The 17940-nt window shown below is 56.5% G+C and carries 10 protein-coding genes, 2 tRNA genes, 3 rRNA genes and 1 pseudogene; 9 read left to right on the top strand and 7 right to left on the bottom strand.

Annotated elements, in window-relative coordinates:
• Positions 1 to 17: 17 nt before the first annotated feature.
• The 3 genes from ACS4NR_RS06100 (at position 18) to ACS4NR_RS06090 (ending at position 3280) form a co-directional block, all read left to right on the top strand.
• Positions 18 to 950: a DMT family transporter gene (locus tag ACS4NR_RS06100; RefSeq protein ID WP_456019384.1), complete on the top strand. Its 933-nt coding sequence runs from the start codon at positions 18 to 20 to the stop codon at positions 948 to 950.
• Between the two features lie 47 nt (positions 951 to 997).
• Positions 998 to 2260 carry an MFS transporter gene (locus ACS4NR_RS06095; protein ID WP_456019383.1) on the top strand — a complete coding sequence of 421 codons (1263 nt, stop codon included), beginning with the start codon at positions 998 to 1000 and terminating at the stop codon, positions 2258 to 2260.
• Between the two features lie 90 nt (positions 2261 to 2350).
• Entirely contained in the window at positions 2351 to 3280 is a 930-nt protein-coding gene (locus ACS4NR_RS06090; protein ID WP_456020359.1) for an alpha/beta hydrolase fold domain-containing protein, read from the top strand.
• Positions 3281 to 3362: 82 nt separating this feature from the next.
• Here the strand turns inward: ACS4NR_RS06090 and rrf are convergent.
• The 5 genes from rrf to ACS4NR_RS06065 all read right to left on the bottom strand — a co-directional run bounded on the left by rrf (position 3363) and on the right by ACS4NR_RS06065 (position 8571).
• Positions 3363 to 3478: ribosomal RNA gene (rrf, locus tag ACS4NR_RS06085) — 5S ribosomal RNA — on the bottom strand.
• Positions 3479 to 3632: 154 nt separating this feature from the next.
• Positions 3633 to 6524: ribosomal RNA gene (locus ACS4NR_RS06080) — 23S ribosomal RNA — on the bottom strand.
• A gap of 247 nt (positions 6525 to 6771) precedes the next feature.
• Positions 6772 to 6847 (bottom strand) — tRNA-Ala (locus ACS4NR_RS06075).
• A 29-nt stretch (positions 6848 to 6876) separates the two neighbouring features.
• Positions 6877 to 6953, bottom strand: a tRNA-Ile gene (locus ACS4NR_RS06070).
• A gap of 81 nt (positions 6954 to 7034) precedes the next feature.
• Positions 7035 to 8571: ribosomal RNA gene (locus ACS4NR_RS06065) — 16S ribosomal RNA — on the bottom strand.
• Together the 16S, 23S and 5S rRNA genes with 2 tRNA genes alongside form the textbook arrangement of a ribosomal RNA operon.
• Before the next feature lie 629 nt (positions 8572 to 9200).
• Between ACS4NR_RS06065 and ACS4NR_RS06060 the strand changes: the two genes are divergently transcribed.
• A complete protein-coding gene (locus ACS4NR_RS06060; RefSeq protein WP_456019382.1) occupies positions 9201 to 9653 on the top strand; it encodes a thiol-disulfide oxidoreductase DCC family protein in 453 nt (150 codons plus the stop codon).
• 8 nt (positions 9654 to 9661) lie between these two features.
• Here the strand turns inward: ACS4NR_RS06060 and ACS4NR_RS06055 are convergent, their stop codons facing one another.
• Positions 9662 to 10153: a DUF2269 family protein gene (locus ACS4NR_RS06055; RefSeq protein ID WP_456019381.1), complete on the bottom strand. Its 492-nt coding sequence runs from the start codon at positions 10151 to 10153 to the stop codon at positions 9662 to 9664.
• 2 nt (positions 10154 to 10155) lie between these two features.
• A complete protein-coding gene (locus ACS4NR_RS06050) occupies positions 10156 to 11271 on the bottom strand; it encodes a saccharopine dehydrogenase family protein (protein ID WP_456019380.1) in 1116 nt (371 codons plus the stop codon).
• A 134-nt stretch (positions 11272 to 11405) separates the two neighbouring features.
• Between ACS4NR_RS06050 and ACS4NR_RS06045 the strand changes: the two are divergent.
• The 5 genes and pseudogenes from ACS4NR_RS06045 (at position 11406) to ACS4NR_RS06025 (ending at position 17892) form a co-directional block, all read left to right on the top strand.
• Positions 11406 to 12438: pseudogene (locus ACS4NR_RS06045) on the top strand (NAD(P)/FAD-dependent oxidoreductase).
• Positions 12439 to 12553: 115 nt separating this feature from the next.
• A complete protein-coding gene (locus ACS4NR_RS06040) occupies positions 12554 to 13675 on the top strand; it encodes an SMP-30/gluconolactonase/LRE family protein (protein WP_456019379.1) in 1122 nt (373 codons plus the stop codon).
• 225 nt (positions 13676 to 13900) lie between these two features.
• Entirely contained in the window at positions 13901 to 14416 is a 516-nt protein-coding gene (locus tag ACS4NR_RS06035; protein ID WP_253151017.1) for a sigma-70 family RNA polymerase sigma factor, read from the top strand.
• Positions 14403 to 15383 (top strand): FecR domain-containing protein, encoded by a 981-nt coding sequence (locus ACS4NR_RS06030; protein ID WP_456019378.1) that lies wholly within the window; start codon positions 14403 to 14405, stop codon positions 15381 to 15383. Before ACS4NR_RS06035 ends, ACS4NR_RS06030 begins: the two co-directional genes overlap by 14 nt.
• 118 nt (positions 15384 to 15501) lie before the next feature.
• The gene (locus ACS4NR_RS06025) at positions 15502 to 17892 is read left to right on the top strand and encodes a TonB-dependent siderophore receptor (protein ID WP_456019377.1); all 2391 of its coding nucleotides are present in this window, start codon (positions 15502 to 15504) and stop codon (positions 17890 to 17892) included.
• Positions 17893 to 17940 lie beyond the last annotated feature (48 nt).

The following is a 17940-nucleotide window of genomic DNA, read 5'->3' as shown; positions in this document are numbered from 1 at the left end:
CTGTCAGGTGCCATGCGATGAACGTCATGCCTGTTCGTTTTTTACTGCTGATGGCAATGGTGGTCAGCTGGAGTTCCGGGTTCATTGGCTATCGCTACGTCGCCGATCAAGGCAGCGTGTACCTGGCCTCGTTGTGGCGTTTTGTTTTGGCGGCATTGTTGTTGCTGCCGTTCACCTGGGCTGGCCTACGTGGTTTGCGCGGTAAAGGCATGTGGCATCAGGCACTGCTTGGGCTGTTCGCGATGGGTGGCTACATCGGACCGATTGCCGCCTCGATTCAACTTGGCGTCACGCCGGGCACTGCGTCGCTGTTTGCCAATCTGTTGCCGCTGACGATTGTGCTGCTGGCCGGCAGCGTTCCGGGGCAGCGCACACGTGGCTGGCAATGGTTGGGTTTGGCGCTGTGCGTGATCGGCATGCTGCTGGCCAGCGCTGCGAGTGTCGAGTGGGCCAGTGCGGGGTTGTGGGCCTACTGCTTGCCGTTACTGGCGGTATTGTCGCTGGCGGCGGCGACCTTGTTTGAGAAAGCCCGGCCGGGCGTTGCGATGCCGGCCACCACGGCGCTGTTTTTTCAGGTGTGTGCGGTGATTCCTGTGTTTGCGCTGCTGGCAGGCTTTGAGGGTGAATTGCGCCCGCCGATCAGTGCAGACTTCGTCAGTGGCGTGCTGTGGCTGGTGATCTTCTCGACTTTTGGCGGCTACGGATTTTATTGGCTGTGCCTGCAGCGTTTCAGCATGCAGCGCATCAGTGGCGCGCTGTTTCTGACGCCACCGGTGACACTGTTGTGGGCGTGGATGCAGTTTGGCGATCCGCTGAGTGCCAGCGCGCTACTCGGCATCGGTCTGACCCTGGTAGGGTTGCCATTGCTGGGGCGAGCGCCGATCGAAAAAGTGTGTGCCGTCGGCATCCGCCAGGAAACTAAATCCGCAGGCCACAAGTCACTGACTTAGCGGAGGTTGAGGCATTTCGCCGAACCTCGTTTATTGAAGATGCCAGCGTGGTCACTCATACCGATCGTCGCAACAACCTCTCGCTGGACAGCCTGAATTTCTTCCTCGCCGATGTGCGCGACGGACTCGGGCCGTACCTGGCCATTTACTTGCTGGCCGTTCATCACTGGGAGCCGGCCAGCATCGGGCTGGTGATGACCCTCGCTGGCATCGCCGCCCTTGTCACCCAGACACCCGCCGGGGCCCTGGTCGACAACACACGCCGTAAACGAGCGGTGATCGCGATTGCCGCTTTACTGGTGACCGGCAGTTGCGTGGTGTTGCCCTTCGTTACGTCCTTCAGTCTGGTGGCGATCACCCAAGCGCTGAGCGCCGCAGCCGCGTCGGTATTCGCTCCGGCAATCTCGGCGATCACCCTGGGCATCACCGGGCCACGCGCATTCACCCGGCGCACCGGACGCAACGAGACCTTCAACCACGCCGGCAATGCCTGCGCGGCACTGCTGGCCGGTGGATTCGCTTACCTGTTCGGGCCGGTGGCGGTGTTCTATCTGATGGCGGTCATGGCGCTGTGCAGTGTTATCGCCGTGAGCTTCGTCGACAGCAACGCCATCAACCATGATCTCGCACGAGGCCTTGACCCAAGCGATGTCGGGCACGGCAAGGCGCCTTCCGGGTTGACAGTGTTACTGACCAACAAGGCGCTGCTGATGTTCGCCATCTGTTGTGCCCTCTTCCACTTGGCCAACGCGGCGATGCTGCCGCTGGTGAGCCAGAAACTCGCGCAAGTCAACTTGCAGATGGCGACGCCACTGACTTCGGCCTGTATCGTCGCCGCGCAACTGGTCATGGTGCCGGTCGCCTTGCTGGTCGGGGCCAAAGCCGATGTGTGGGGACGCAAGCCGCTGCTGCTTGCAGGCTTCCTGATTCTGCCGTTGCGTGGCGTGCTCTATACCTTGTCCGCCGATCCTTACTGGCTGGTTGCCGTACAGATGCTCGACGGCATCGGCGCGGGGATCTTCGGGGCGCTGTTCCCGGTGTTAGTGAAAGACCTGACGCTGGGCACCGGACACTTCAACATCAGCCTTGGCGCCCTCTCGACCGTCTTCGGTCTGGGGGCGGCGTTGAGCAGTAGTGTCGCGGGAATTGTGTTGCAGGAGGCCGGTTACAACGCGGCGTTTCTGACCCTGGCCGTGATTGCCGGGGTGGCGCTTGTGCTGTTGTGGCTGACGGTGCCGGAAACATTGCAGCGTGTGGGGAATGATGCAAGTGTTCCTGACCGCGAAGCGCCTTTCGGCGCTGCGCCGTAACGGCATGTATTGTTAAGTGGGAATTGCTGATGAGGGTGAAAGAATTTGGCTGATAACACGCTTGAGTTCAGCGAAAGTGATCTGGCACAGATGCAGCGCTTCAACCGCAAACTTGCCTGGCTACCGCGGTTTCGCATCCGCAATCGGCTAACGCCGCGCTTGATCCAGACATTGCTGCGCGCCAGTCAAATTGTCAGCGCGGACAAACCGCTCAAACATGACCTGCGTGCGCAAAACACTGTGGTGTATTCGCAAGGCACTTCAGTACCCGTCCGAATCATCCGCCCGCAGGGAAAGGCTCAAGGTGTGGTGCTGGATTACCACGGTGGCGGCTGGGTGATCGGCAATGCGCGGATGAACGACGACCTTAATATCGGCATGGTCAAGGCATGCAACGTAGCGGTGGTATCGGTCGACTATCGATTGGCAGTCAATACGCCAGTTGAGGATCTGATGCAGGATTGTCTGTGCGCCGCACGCTGGCTGCTGAGCGACGATTGCACGGAGTTCGTCGGCCTGCCTGTGATCGTTGTCGGAGAATCGGCGGGCGCGCATCTGGCAGCCGCCACCCTGTTAGCGCTTAAAGCATCACCCGATTTGCTGCAGCGGGTCAGCGGTGCCCTGCTCTATTACGGCGTCTACGATCTCGCGGGCACCCCGAGCGTGCACTCGGCCTCTGCTGAAACGCTGGTACTCGACGGCCCGGGCATGGCCGAGGCGCTGCGCCTGCTGACGCCAGGTTTGAGCGATGATGAACGCCGGCAGCCGCCACTGTCTCCGCTGTACGGCGACTTGAGCGGATTGCCACCGGCGTTGATGTTCACCGGTGAACTGGATCCTCTGCGCGATGACACGCTGGAACTGGCTGAGCGCTGGCAACAATCAGCACCGGTTGAAGTACATCTGCTGCCCTCGTCCGCCCATGGCTTTATCCATTTTCCGACCACCATGGCTAGCCGTGTTTTGGCCTATAGCCGGGCGTGGCTTTCACGTCAGATCGGGGCAAAAACAAGCAGTTAGGGCCTGTATTGGCAGGCAAACCACTTTCCTGCGGGCAAAACAAAACCCCAACTGCTTTCGCAATTGGGGTTTCGGAATTTAATCTTGACGATGACCTACTCTCACATGGGGAAACCCCACACTACCATCGGCGATGCATCGTTTCACTTCTGAGTTCGGGATGGGATCAGGTGGTTCCAACGCTCTATGGTCGTCAAGAAATTCGGGTACTGACTCGTGGCACGTTGGCCTCGCTTCAGCAAATCGGGTATGTGATACAGGTGTCTTGTGAGCATCGCAAACTTTCGGTTCATTGCGTCTTCACACACCGCAATCTGGTCTCTTTCGAGCATTCAGATTGCTTGGGTGTTATATGGTCAAGCCTCACGGGCAATTAGTATTGGTTAGCTCAACGCCTCACAGCGCTTACACACCCAACCTATCAACGTCGTAGTCTTCGACGGCCCTTCAGGGAACTCAAGGTTCCAGTGAGATCTCATCTTGAGGCAAGTTTCCCGCTTAGATGCTTTCAGCGGTTATCTTTCCCGAACATAGCTACCCGGCAATGCCACTGGCGTGACAACCGGAACACCAGAGGTTCGTCCACTCCGGTCCTCTCGTACTAGGAGCAGCCCCTCTCAAATCTCAAACGTCCACGGCAGATAGGGACCGAACTGTCTCACGACGTTCTAAACCCAGCTCGCGTACCACTTTAAATGGCGAACAGCCATACCCTTGGGACCGGCTTCAGCCCCAGGATGTGATGAGCCGACATCGAGGTGCCAAACACCGCCGTCGATATGAACTCTTGGGCGGTATCAGCCTGTTATCCCCGGAGTACCTTTTATCCGTTGAGCGATGGCCCTTCCATACAGAACCACCGGATCACTAAGACCTACTTTCGTACCTGCTCGACGTGTCTGTCTCGCAGTCAAGCGCGCTTTTGCCTTTATACTCTACGACCGATTTCCGACCGGTCTGAGCGCACCTTCGTACTCCTCCGTTACTCTTTAGGAGGAGACCGCCCCAGTCAAACTACCCACCATACACTGTCCTCGATCCGGATAACGGACCTGAGTTAGAACCTCAAAGTTGCCAGGGTGGTATTTCAAGGATGGCTCCACGCGAACTGGCGTCCACGCTTCAAAGCCTCCCACCTATCCTACACAAGCAAATTCAAAGTCCAGTGCAAAGCTATAGTAAAGGTTCACGGGGTCTTTCCGTCTAGCCGCGGATACACTGCATCTTCACAGCGATTTCAATTTCACTGAGTCTCGGGTGGAGACAGCGCCGCCATCGTTACGCCATTCGTGCAGGTCGGAACTTACCCGACAAGGAATTTCGCTACCTTAGGACCGTTATAGTTACGGCCGCCGTTTACCGGGGCTTCGATCAAGAGCTTCGCGTTAGCTAACCCCATCAATTAACCTTCCGGCACCGGGCAGGCGTCACACCCTATACGTCCACTTTCGTGTTTGCAGAGTGCTGTGTTTTTAATAAACAGTCGCAGCGGCCTGGTATCTTCGACCGGCATGAGCTTACGGAGCAAGTCCTTCACCCTCACCGGCGCACCTTCTCCCGAAGTTACGGTGCCATTTTGCCTAGTTCCTTCACCCGAGTTCTCTCAAGCGCCTTGGTATTCTCTACCCAACCACCTGTGTCGGTTTGGGGTACGGTTCCTGGTTACCTGAAGCTTAGAAGCTTTTCTTGGAAGCATGGCATCAACCACTTCGTCACCCAAAGGGTAACTCGTCATCAGCTCTCGGCCTTAAGATCCCGGATTTACCTAAGATCTCAGCCTACCACCTTAAACTTGGACAACCAACGCCAAGCTGGCCTAGCCTTCTCCGTCCCTCCATCGCAATAACCAGAAGTACAGGAATATTAACCTGTTTTCCATCGACTACGCTTTTCAGCCTCGCCTTAGGGACCGACTAACCCTGCGTCGATTAACGTTGCGCAGGAAACCTTGGTCTTTCGGCGTGGGTGTTTTTCACACCCATTGTCGTTACTCATGTCAGCATTCGCACTTCTGATACCTCCAGCAAGCTTCTCAACTCACCTTCACAGGCTTACAGAACGCTCCTCTACCGCATCACTTGCGTGATACCCGTAGCTTCGGTGTATGGTTTGAGCCCCGTTACATCTTCCGCGCAGGCCGACTCGACTAGTGAGCTATTACGCTTTCTTTAAAGGGTGGCTGCTTCTAAGCCAACCTCCTAGCTGTCTAAGCCTTCCCACATCGTTTCCCACTTAACCATAACTTTGGGACCTTAGCTGACGGTCTGGGTTGTTTCCCTTTTCACGACGGACGTTAGCACCCGCCGTGTGTCTCCCATGCTCGGCACTTGTAGGTATTCGGAGTTTGCATCGGTTTGGTAAGTCGGGATGACCCCCTAGCCGAAACAGTGCTCTACCCCATACAGTGATACATGAGGCGCTACCTAAATAGCTTTCGAGGAGAACCAGCTATCTCCGAGCTTGATTAGCCTTTCACTCCGATCCACAGGTCATCCGCTAACTTTTCAACGGTAGTCGGTTCGGTCCTCCAGTCAGTGTTACCTAACCTTCAACCTGCCCATGGATAGATCGCCCGGTTTCGGGTCTATTCCCAGCGACTAGACGCCCTATTAAGACTCGCTTTCGCTACGCCTCCCATATTCGGTTAAGCTCGCCACTGAAAATAAGTCGCTGACCCATTATACAAAAGGTACGCAGTCACCCAACAAAGTGGGCTCCCACTGCTTGTACGCATACGGTTTCAGGATCTATTTCACTCCCCTCTCCGGGGTTCTTTTCGCCTTTCCCTCACGGTACTAGTTCACTATCGGTCAGTCAGTAGTATTTAGCCTTGGAGGATGGTCCCCCCATATTCAGACAAAGTTTCTCGTGCTCCGTCCTACTCGATTTCATGACTAAGAGATTTTCGCGTACAGGGCTATCACCCACTATGGCCGCACTTTCCAGAGCGTTCCGCTAATCTCAAAGCCACTTAAGGGCTAGTCCCCGTTCGCTCGCCACTACTAAGGGAATCTCGGTTGATTTCTTTTCCTCAGGGTACTTAGATGTTTCAGTTCCCCTGGTTCGCCTCTTGCACCTATGTATTCAGTACAAGATAACCATCTTATGATGGCTGGGTTCCCCCATTCAGACATCTCCGGATCAAAGTCTGTTTGCCGACTCCCCGAAGCTTTTCGCAGGCTACCACGTCTTTCATCGCCTCTGACTGCCAAGGCATCCACCGTATGCGCTTCTTCACTTGACCATATAACCCCAAGCAATCTGGTTATACTGTGAAGACGACATTCGCCGAAAATTCGCAAAACTCTTAAGAGTCACTCACAAATTTTACCTTAGCCTGATCCGTTACCAGTGAAAGTAACGTTCAGTCTATCTTTCTATCACATACCCAAATTTTTAAAGAACGATCTAATCAAAAGACTAGAAATCAGCATTCACCATCACAGCGATGGAATGCTCATTTCTAAGCTTTCAAACTTCAGAAGCAGTGGTGGTGGAGCCAAGCGGGATCGAACCGCTGACCTCCTGCGTGCAAGGCAGGCGCTCTCCCAGCTGAGCTATGGCCCCGTATTTCTACAGGTTTCCCACACAAAAATTGGTGGGTCTGGGCAGATTCGAACTGCCGACCTCACCCTTATCAGGGGTGCGCTCTAACCAACTGAGCTACAGACCCAATTTCGGGCTGCTTCTATCGTCTTCTTCAATGAATCAAGCAATTCGTGTGGGAACTTATGGAGCAGCTGATGTCGTCGATTAAGGAGGTGATCCAGCCGCAGGTTCCCCTACGGCTACCTTGTTACGACTTCACCCCAGTCATGAATCACACCGTGGTAACCGTCCTCCCGAAGGTTAGACTAGCTACTTCTGGTGCAACCCACTCCCATGGTGTGACGGGCGGTGTGTACAAGGCCCGGGAACGTATTCACCGCGACATTCTGATTCGCGATTACTAGCGATTCCGACTTCACGCAGTCGAGTTGCAGACTGCGATCCGGACTACGATCGGTTTTGTGGGATTAGCTCCACCTCGCGGCTTGGCAACCCTCTGTACCGACCATTGTAGCACGTGTGTAGCCCAGGCCGTAAGGGCCATGATGACTTGACGTCATCCCCACCTTCCTCCGGTTTGTCACCGGCAGTCTCCTTAGAGTGCCCACCATTACGTGCTGGTAACTAAGGACAAGGGTTGCGCTCGTTACGGGACTTAACCCAACATCTCACGACACGAGCTGACGACAGCCATGCAGCACCTGTCTCAATGTTCCCGAAGGCACCAATCCATCTCTGGAAAGTTCATTGGATGTCAAGGCCTGGTAAGGTTCTTCGCGTTGCTTCGAATTAAACCACATGCTCCACCGCTTGTGCGGGCCCCCGTCAATTCATTTGAGTTTTAACCTTGCGGCCGTACTCCCCAGGCGGTCAACTTAATGCGTTAGCTGCGCCACTAAGAGCTCAAGGCTCCCAACGGCTAGTTGACATCGTTTACGGCGTGGACTACCAGGGTATCTAATCCTGTTTGCTCCCCACGCTTTCGCACCTCAGTGTCAGTATCAGTCCAGGTGGTCGCCTTCGCCACTGGTGTTCCTTCCTATATCTACGCATTTCACCGCTACACAGGAAATTCCACCACCCTCTACCATACTCTAGCTTGCCAGTTTTGGATGCAGTTCCCAGGTTGAGCCCGGGGATTTCACATCCAACTTAACAAACCACCTACGCGCGCTTTACGCCCAGTAATTCCGATTAACGCTTGCACCCTCTGTATTACCGCGGCTGCTGGCACAGAGTTAGCCGGTGCTTATTCTGTCGGTAACGTCAAAATTGCAGAGTATTAATCTACAACCCTTCCTCCCAACTTAAAGTGCTTTACAATCCGAAGACCTTCTTCACACACGCGGCATGGCTGGATCAGGCTTTCGCCCATTGTCCAATATTCCCCACTGCTGCCTCCCGTAGGAGTCTGGACCGTGTCTCAGTTCCAGTGTGACTGATCATCCTCTCAGACCAGTTACGGATCGTCGCCTTGGTGAGCCATTACCTCACCAACTAGCTAATCCGACCTAGGCTCATCTGATAGCGCAAGGCCCGAAGGTCCCCTGCTTTCTCCCGTAGGACGTATGCGGTATTAGCGTTCCTTTCGAAACGTTGTCCCCCACTACCAGGCAGATTCCTAGGCATTACTCACCCGTCCGCCGCTGAATCCAGGAGCAAGCTCCTTTCATCCGCTCGACTTGCATGTGTTAGGCCTGCCGCCAGCGTTCAATCTGAGCCATGATCAAACTCTTCAGTTCAAACATCTTTGGGTTTTTAAGAAACCCTAAACTTGGCTCAGCAATCGTTGGTTACATCTTTGATTTCTCGCGGAGTAACTTGTGATGCTGATAATCTTGTTGACTATCAGTCTGACTCCACAAGCACCCACACGAATTGCTTGATTCAGTTGTTAAAGAGCGATTGGTTAAGATCTTTCGTCTCAACCGAGGCGCGCATTCTACAGCAGCCTCATTTGCTGTCAAGTGATTATTTTCAGAAGTTTTCGAAGAATTCTTCAACAACTTCAACCACTTGCGCCTCCGATCTCTCGTCAGCGGGAGGCGAATTCTACAGCGTTACACGCTGCTGTCAACACCTCTTTTTCAACTTCCTTTTGGCTTCGATGAACTGAAGCAACTTGCTGCCAAAAACTACGTAACTCATTGAATTTCAAGGAGTTTTCCGTTTCGACTGCGCCGGAAGTGGGGCGAATTATAGACCTCCTGAATCTGCCGTCAACCGTTAATTTCAGTTTTCTATCAATGCACCGAAAAAGCCTGCTTATATATAGACGCACCGTCAGCGGATGCGCAGCATACGGTCCATCGCCTGAAACAATTTGCGATGATGCCTCACAATGACAGCCCAACTTCCTGGATCTTCCCCCATGCCCGGCTCCCGAGTCCGCCCTACCCCCGCCCCCCTACTCAATCCAGGCGAGACCGTGGTGCTGTTCGACGGCGTCTGCAAGCTATGCAACGGCTGGGCGCGTTTTCTGATTCGCCACGACAACAAACAGCGAGTGCGCCTGGCGGCAGTGCAATCGCCAGAAGGTCAGGCCTTGCTGGCATGGGCCGGTCTCCCGGTGGACGAATTCGACACTATGGCGGTGATCCGCGACGAGCATTACTGGGTGCGCTCCGATGCGTTCTTCGAAGTCATTGCACAACTGCCGGCTCGTTGGTCGCCGGTCAGGCTTCTGCGAGTTTTCCCACGAGCACTTAGAGATTGGGCCTACGACCGCGTCGCACTGAATCGCTATCGGATCTTCGGCAAGTACGACAGCTGCCTGTTACCCGACCCCGATCACGAACGACGCTTTCTCAAGTCGCCAGTGTGACTGCTCACCTACAACATCAACTGCAGCCACTGCCCCGGCGTCATCTTCGTAACCATCATCAAGACAATCACAAACATCCCGAGAAACCCGCAAACGCCCATCCAGAACCACTGCTGATAAACAGCCCGGTAATCAGCATCAGTCCCTGAACCACATTGCACCGCGCCCGCCGCCATCCCTTGCAAACGTTTCTGCAGTAACAGCACCGGCAGCCAAAGCGAGCCCACTATAAAGAGCAGGATCAGCGACATCAGCACCCAGTCCGTGGTCAAGGGCAACCCGGAAAGCCTTGTCAGCCAATAACCCGTCGCGATCTGGATGAAGCCCGCCGGCGTGGTGATCCAGGCGTCATAGCGCACGACCATTTTCGCCACATGCGCAATCACTTGCGGATTGGCCGTGCGACTGGCGGCGATCAGGTATAGATAGGAACCCATGCCGAAGCCGAAGAGGAAAATCGCAGCGATGACATGCAAGTACTTCACGCTCAGATAAAGCATGCTCAACGCATCCCGCCAGAGAAAATCACGGACAGGCCAAGATTCTGCGGATCGTTGATCGCTGCCATGTATTCGTCGACGCTGATCTCACCAACACATGGACGAGCCCCCGGTTCGGGCAAGTAACCTCGGGCGATCTTCGCGGCCAGAGCGACGGCAGCACAACTAGGAATCTCCGGCCCCTTGTCATTCAGCGCGGTCAGTTGCGCCATCATCGACAACGGCTGGTCGTTTAAGCCGACACCCCGCACATCTATATACATTGCACTTTTGCCATCACCGAAACGCTCAAACCATGTCCCCCACCGATGCAACCGGGCCGCCCACACCCTGTGGTCACGCACCAGCCCTTTCCTCATCGCCAGTGCAAACAGATAATTGGCCACGCCGCCGAGCTTGAGGCCAGCGCCTGCCTTGAAACTCAGCGTGTGCGCACCAAAGCGGCTGGCAAAGATGTCCATGTCCGGTACATCAACATTGGCCAGCGCGCGAGTGCCCAGGTTCTGCAGCTTGCGCAGGGTCAGGTCTTCCCAGCCCATCACCTCATGCACTTGACCATTGCGCAACTGGCGGATCGGTTTGCCCGCATACGCCAGCACACCCTCGATCGTCGACAATCCCGGCATTTTCGCTGACGAGGAAATGCCGTGTTCGATCGAATCGATGCGTTTGAAGCGATAGCGCTGCTCATCGATGATCGCCGACGACAGCGTCGGCACCGAACTGCAACCACTGAGGATGGCGACACCGGCCTCTTTCGCTCGGGCATCGAGTATGCCGATGCCATTGACGAACGTCCGGCAGTCCGCCAGATCGCAATAGTTGACGCCCGCCTCGACGCAGCTTTCGGCCACCGCATAGGATTGCCCCTGAAACGGGCCGCCCGTGTGAATCACCAGTTGAATATTCATTGCGCGCAGAGCAGCGGTGAAACCGGCGCCCATCGCATCACCACACCAGCTTTCGCAGCTCGCCCCCAATTCAGCGACCTTGCGCCCCAGCTTCTGCGGATCGCGCCCCGAGATCGCCAGTTCGATGCCCGGCATGTCGATCAGATGCCGACAAACGATACTGCCAAAGTTTCCATACCCGCCAACCACCAACACCCTGACTGCCATCAACGCTTCCCTGAACGATTCAACTCTGCCCATAACCGGGTTCGGCGCAGCTTCCCTGATATCACCGGGCCAGGCAAGCCTGCGCCAAAGGGCCGCGATGTAGTAACGTCAGCGCCTCGACAACGGAGGTTGATATGAGTAAACGAATCATCGTCATCGGCGCGGGAATCGTCGGCGCGTCACTGGCGTATCACCTCGCCGCAAAAGGTGCAAAAGTGGTTGTGATCGAGGCCGGTGAGATTGCCTCCGGTGTGACGGGCTGCTCATTTGCCTGGATCAACACTTCGCACGGCGGTCACGACTCCGTTGCGCCGCTGCGCGCAGCGGCCATCGCAGAATACCGCCGACTTGAATCCGAACTGCCGGGGCTGAAGGTGCGCTGGACCGGTGCGCTGTCTTACGGCGATGGCCGGTTTCAAGCGCCTTCTATATATAGCGCGCAGATTCTCGAGCTTGAACCCAACCTCAAACATCCTCCAGAACGAGCGTTCTTTGCCGCCGAAGAAGGCGCGCTGGATGCCGTGCAGGCAACGCGGGCCTTGATTGCGGGTGCGCAGGTGCATGGAGCGACTCTCCTCACCCATACGCCAGTGCTCGGTTGGCAGATTCTGGACCGCACCGTCACTGGCGTGGTCACTGCGACCGGCAAGCACGACGCCGACGTTGTCGTGCTGGCAGCGGGAACTGCGACCCCGCTGTTGGCAGATCAACTGAACGTCACCCTGCCCATCGACGCCTCACCCGCAATATTCATCCGTTACCAAACCCAACCGCAGCGAGTGAACACGATCATCTCCAGCCCTGACATGGAAATCAGGCACGACGCCGACGGTAATCTGCTCGCTGCGGAAGACTATATAGATGAAGCGCCGCAAAACAGTGCGCAAGCCATCGCGCAGAGAACGGCCAACGCCATCCAGCACGCGCTGCACAGGGTGCTATCCATAGAGCCGCAACTGGCGTGCGTCGGCCTGAGACCGATGCCGGTCGATGGCATTCCAGTCATTGGCTATCTGCCGAACCTCAGCGGTGCCTATGTTTGCGTCATGCATCCGGGCGTGACACTGGCGGCAGTCGTAGGACGACTGGTGGCCGAGGAGATCGTCGGGGGGCTTTGCGACCGCGTTAGCGCCGTGTCGGCCAGATCGATTCCAATCACCGGCTTGAGCAACTCTCCCGCGATAAAATGCAGCGCTGGCGATGGCATGCCGACTTGTACGATGTCTTATCACAAGGTATTACTACGTCTCCTCAACAAAAATAAAACCACGGAGATCGCTACATGGATTCATTCCTGTCCGCCAAGCCTGAAAGCCTTGACCAAGCGAAAGGCAATACCCGCCGCAGTTTCCTGAAAAAATCTCTCGCTGTTTCCGCCACGCTCGCCACCGTCGGCAGCGCCGCACTACCCCGCTTCTCCGATGCCGCCGAACCCTTGAGTCAACGCTACCCTGACCCACTGATTCACATCCTCGACGACAGCTTCCTTGAGCTACGGGTTTTCAACGCCAGTGTGGAAAAACTCGCCACCGGCATGCGCTGGGCCGAAGGGCCGGTGTGGGTCGGTGATGGCCGCTATTTGTTAGTCAGCGACATCCCCAATAATCGCATCATGCGCTGGGACGAAATAACCGACACCTTCACCGTGTACCGCGAACACTCAAACTTTTCCAACGGCATGTGCCGGGATCGCCAAGGGCGTCTGATCGTTTGCGAAGGCTCCACGACCACAAGCGAAGGCCGCCGCATCACGCGCACCGAACACAATGGCACGATCACCGTGCTGGCCGACAGTTTCGACGGCAAGCCCTTCAACTCGCCCAACGACATCGTCTGCAAAAGTGACGGCTCGATCTGGTTCACCGACCCGCCATTCCAGACCAGCAATAACTACGAAGGCCACAAAGTCACCCCGACCCAACCCCACGCGGTGTACCGCATCGACGGCGAGAGCCAAAAAGTCACTCGGGTAATCGACGACCTCAACGGCCCCAACGGCCTGTGCTTTTCTCCCGATGAAAAGACCCTGTATGTCGTCGAAGGTCGCGCCAAGCCCAATCGCCTGATCTGGGCGATCGCGGTGAAGGACGACGGCACCCTGGGCGAACGCCGCAAGCACATTGAGGGGTTGGACTATGCCGCGATTGACGGCATCAAATGCGACGAAGCGGGCAACCTGTGGTGCGGCTGGGGCGGCAATGGTGATCCCAAGGCCGACCTGGAAAAACTCGACGGCGTGCGTGTTTTCAATTCGCAGGGCAAGGCCATCGGGCACATTTCCCTGCCAGAGCGCTGCCCGAACTTGTGCTTCGGCGGGCGCGAAGGCAATCGCCTGTTCATGGCCAGTAGTCACTCGATCTACTCGCTGTTTGTGAACACTCGTGGGACGACGTTTGCGTTGTAGAAACAACGCGAGTCTCGCGATAGTTCCTGAGTATCGAAACAAGCTCCTGCCGCGCGTCCGAGGCTGCGCGGCAGTCAAGCCCATTCATTGCGCGCGTCCACTCGCAGCCTCTACAGAATGATGACGTTTGCCCAAGAGCGAACACTGAGCGCCACGTATTTGCCTAAGACCTATCCCCTGAGTAGAATGCGATTAATTATCAATTGTGTACTTGCCGGGATTCCGATGCGCAGCGATGAAACACTAGGCACTGCAGATCTAGGGCTGCTCTATCGCACCCACCACTCGTGGTTACACGGCTGGCTGATCCGACGCACTGGATGTCGCGATAACGCAGCAGATCTGGCGCAGGACACCTTCGTGCGACTGCTCAAATCCCGTCAGTCCAGCCCCTTGCGCGAACCACGCGCCTATTTGAGCAGTATCGCCCGCGGGCTGATGATTGATCAGTATCGTCGTCGTGAACTCGAACGCGCCTACCTGGAAAGCGTCATGTTGCTGCCTCAACACGAGGTTCCCTCGGAGGAAAGCCGGCTGATGATTCTTGATGCGCTCGAGCGCATAGACCGCATGCTCGGTATGCTTAAACCAAGAGTTCGTCAGGCGTTTTTGTTTGCCCGACTCGACGGTCTGACGTGCGCGCAAATAGCCGAAAAGCTGGGTGTTTCCCGCGCGACCGTGGAACGCGACCTTGCCACGGCTCTGCAGCACTGCTATCGCTTGCGTTATGTCGAGGCGTGAGCCGCAGGCGCTGGATCCGGCCATCGTTGAGCAGGCGATTCAATGGCTGGTGCGCCTTCGCTTCAATCAAGCCGATGAACAAACACAGCACACTTTTGAGCACTGGCTGCAGCAGCGCCCAGAGCATGCGTTGGCGTGGCAGCGTGTGGAAACGCTTGGGGATGAATTCGCCGGCGTGCCACCTCAACTGGCCCGACAAACCCTTAATGGCACCAATCATGGAATCCGGCGGCGGGAAAGCCTGAAGCTACTGGGCATATTTGCTGCTGTTGGCACTGCAGCCTGGCTCGGCCGAGACTACACACCCGTACCAGCCATGCTTGCGCAGCAGCGCAGCAGCACCGGCGAGCAACGAAGTTTCCAGCTCAATGATGGCAGCCGTATCCAGCTCAATAGCGATAGCGCGGTCGACAGCGATTTCGACGCCCGGCGACGCCTGATCATCCTGCGACGTGGTGAAATCATCGTGAATGTCGGCGCGGATCAACACTCGCCTCAAGCACGGCCGTTCTGGGTGCAATCACGTGACGGGATCATGCGCGCTCAGAGTTCCCGCTTTCTGGCGCGCGAACGTGACGATGGCACCCTTGTCGCGGCTCAGGAAGGATCAGTCACGCTGTTCCCCGGCTCCAGTCAAACGCCTGCGAGCCGCAGCGTCGAGGCAGGAAATCAGCTGCTGCTCACAACCAGTGGCGTTCGAACGTTCAGTGACATGGGCCTTGATCTATGGAGCTGGGGTGACGGGGTGATCAGTGCGCGCAATATGCGCCTCTATGATTTCATCGTGGAGTTGTCGCGTTATCGCCCCGGGGTATTGCGTTGCGCCGAAGAGGTCGCTGATCGTCGCGTTTCCGGCACCTTCCAGCTCGCAGACAACGATCAGGTTCTGGCATTGATCGCGCAGTCACTGCACTTGCACTTAGATTACCGGACCCGTTATTGGGTCACCGTGACCGCTGCCACCTGAGTAAATCAAAACTTTTTGCTATCTGAAAATTAATGAGGTGGTTTCTCATTCTCGTTCGACCTCTAAGGAAGGCCGGAATACAGGCCAGTCTGCCGATGTCCTTTCTTGGAGCGAGAAAATGAGTTCGTCCCCGGTTTCACAGCGCCATCCACTAAATCGTGCCTTGCACGGTGCGATTTTGGGTGTGATCGTCAGCAGCTACGCATTGCCGTCGCTGGCGCAAACATCAAGCGCTGCCCCGCGCAATCAAGTCAAACAGTGGAACGTCGCTGCGGGCCCACTGGCGCCGGCGCTTGACCGCTTTGCGCGCGAGGCTGGCATCAGTCTTTCCTTCGACGCGTCGAGTGTCGCGAACCGCACCACTGCTGGCGTGAATGGCACGCTCGATACGTCGGCAGCGCTGTCATCGTTGTTGCAGGGGAGCGAGTTGCAGATCGAACAGCAAGACCCGAATGCGTACCTGCTGGTCCCTCAAGCAAAGACCGCCGGCCCGCTGGAGCTCGACGCAACGGACGTCGAGGACTATCGCCTTGCCCCCCTGATCATCAATGCCAAGGTCAGGGTCAGTGCCGACGACGATGCCAACTCGGTGGTCGCCAAGGAACTTTGGGTGGGCGGCAAGGTGGCAACCAGCATTCTCAATACACCGGCATCGGTGTCGGTTGTTACCAACAAGGAAATGCAGCAACGCAGCGTCAGCACCACGGAAGAGGCGCTGCAATACACGCCGGGCGTGATCAGTGACTTCTACGGTACGGATGACCGCAACGACTATTTCCAGATCCGCGGCTTCCAGGCCACCACCTACCGCGACGGCTTGACCCTGAGTTCGATGCGCGGCGTACGCGAAGATCCATTCGCTTATGAGCGCATCGAGATTCTGCGTGGCGCCAACTCCACGCTGTTTGGCCCCGCGGATCCGGGCGGTTCGGTGAACTTCGTGACCAAACAGCCGCGTTTCGAGCAGTTTGGCCAAGGCTACGTGACCTACGGTTCGTTTAACCATGTCGAGACAGGCATCGATGTCGGAGATGCGCTGAACGACGAGAAAACCCTGGCTGGGCGCTTTACTGCCAAAGGCCAAAACAGCGACCGCGAGTACGATCACTCGCAGGACGACAACCAGTTGTTTATGGGTGGCCTCACTTGGGCACCAACGGATTACACGTCGGCGACGATGATTCTGGACTATCTCAAGACCGAAAGTTCGCCAAACAGTGGTGGCTATCCGCTGGACAAGGAATACGACCGCAGCAAGTTCTATGGCGAACCCAGCTATAACTTTCACGATGTCGAGCGCACCAGCCTCAGCGGTAACATCACCCATGACTTCGACAACGGCTTCGTGCTGCGCAGCAACCTGCGTTACAGCAAGTTGACCGATGATTTCGGCTACGTTTACCTCAGCGACAGCGCCGCACGTGTCGGTACTACCGTTGACCGGTATCAGTTTGGCACGGACACCGAAGCCGACCAGTTCAACGGCAATCTGATGCTGCAATACGATGCCCGCTTCGAGAACATCGACAGCAGCAGCCTGGTGGGCGTGGAGTACCTCGATTCGACCACCAGGGAAAGCTCGGTCTACGCCCCGACGACCTCGATTGACATTGCCAATCCCGTGTTTACTGGCGTTTCACGCTCAATCACGCCGTATGCCGTCAACAAGCGAGACGCGACCACCAAGGCCGTATTCCTCCAACAGAATCTGTCGTTCTATGAGCGTTTCATCGTTACCGGCGGTGTGCGCAACGACTCGATGGACCTGACCAGCAAAGGCTTGCAATCCACTGAGAAGGACAACTTCTCCGAAACCTCCTACCGAGGTGCGTTGACCTATATCGTCAACGACGAGGTGTCCACCTATGTGAGCATGGTGGAATCCGTCTCGCCACCGCAGGTTGGGGTGACACCGCAGACGGGCAGGCAGTACGAGATCGGCGTGAAGTATGCGCCGATGGGGATGGACGCACTGTTCTCCGCAGCCGTTTACGACCTGACCCAAGAAAACGTCACCATCGCCGTGGTGCTGCCGAGCGGCATCATTGAGCAACAGACAGTGGGCGAGTCGCGGGCGCGCGGCCTCGACCTGGAGGCCAAGGCGCAGGTGACGCAGAACCTCAGCCTGATCGGTGGCTATTCCTATATGGAGTCCGAGGTATTGCGCGGTTCGCTGTACGACGGCAGTTCTCTGAAGGGTAATGAGTTCTCCACGGCGCCCAAGCATTCCGCTTCGCTCTGGAGTTATTACGACGTACCCGGCACTGATGTCAGCGTTGGCTTGGGTGCGCGCTACGTCGGCTCTTATTACTTCGATGCAGCCAACTCCGGCAAAAGCGATGGCACCACACTGTTCGACGCCGCCTTCAACTACAAGATCGCCAAGGGTACCGACCTTGCAGTGAATGTCAGCAACCTGCTGGATGAGCAGCATGTGGTCGGTTCCGGCACAGCGAACTTCTACAACCCGGGTCGGGAGATTACCGCCAAAGTGAGTTACAACTGGTAAGCCGGCGTGTAAGCCTTTTTTCCATATAGGAAACGGTGCCCGCTTTAC

Source organism: Pseudomonas sp. JQ36 (genome assembly GCF_053851495.1).
The sequence above is the reverse complement of the archived record's forward strand: the minus strand, read 5'-3'. Positions and strand labels throughout refer to the sequence as shown.

Coding starts and splice junctions, on each gene's coding strand:
- ACS4NR_RS06060 (WP_456019382.1), top strand. CDS start 9,201: ATGCCCGGCTCCCGAGTCCGCCCTACCCCCGCCCCCCTACTCAATCCA.
- ACS4NR_RS06100 (WP_456019384.1), top strand. CDS start 18: ATGAACGTCATGCCTGTTCGTTTTTTACTGCTGATGGCAATGGTGGTC.
- ACS4NR_RS06030 (WP_456019378.1), top strand. CDS start 14,403: ATGTCGAGGCGTGAGCCGCAGGCGCTGGATCCGGCCATCGTTGAGCAG.
- ACS4NR_RS06055 (WP_456019381.1), bottom strand. CDS start 10,153: ATGCTTTATCTGAGCGTGAAGTACTTGCATGTCATCGCTGCGATTTTC.
- ACS4NR_RS06050 (WP_456019380.1), bottom strand. CDS start 11,271: ATGGCAGTCAGGGTGTTGGTGGTTGGCGGGTATGGAAACTTTGGCAGT.
- ACS4NR_RS06025 (WP_456019377.1), top strand. CDS start 15,502: ATGAGTTCGTCCCCGGTTTCACAGCGCCATCCACTAAATCGTGCCTTG.
- ACS4NR_RS06090 (WP_456020359.1), top strand. CDS start 2,351: ATGCAGCGCTTCAACCGCAAACTTGCCTGGCTACCGCGGTTTCGCATC.
- ACS4NR_RS06035 (WP_253151017.1), top strand. CDS start 13,901: ATGCGCAGCGATGAAACACTAGGCACTGCAGATCTAGGGCTGCTCTAT.
- ACS4NR_RS06040 (WP_456019379.1), top strand. CDS start 12,554: ATGGATTCATTCCTGTCCGCCAAGCCTGAAAGCCTTGACCAAGCGAAA.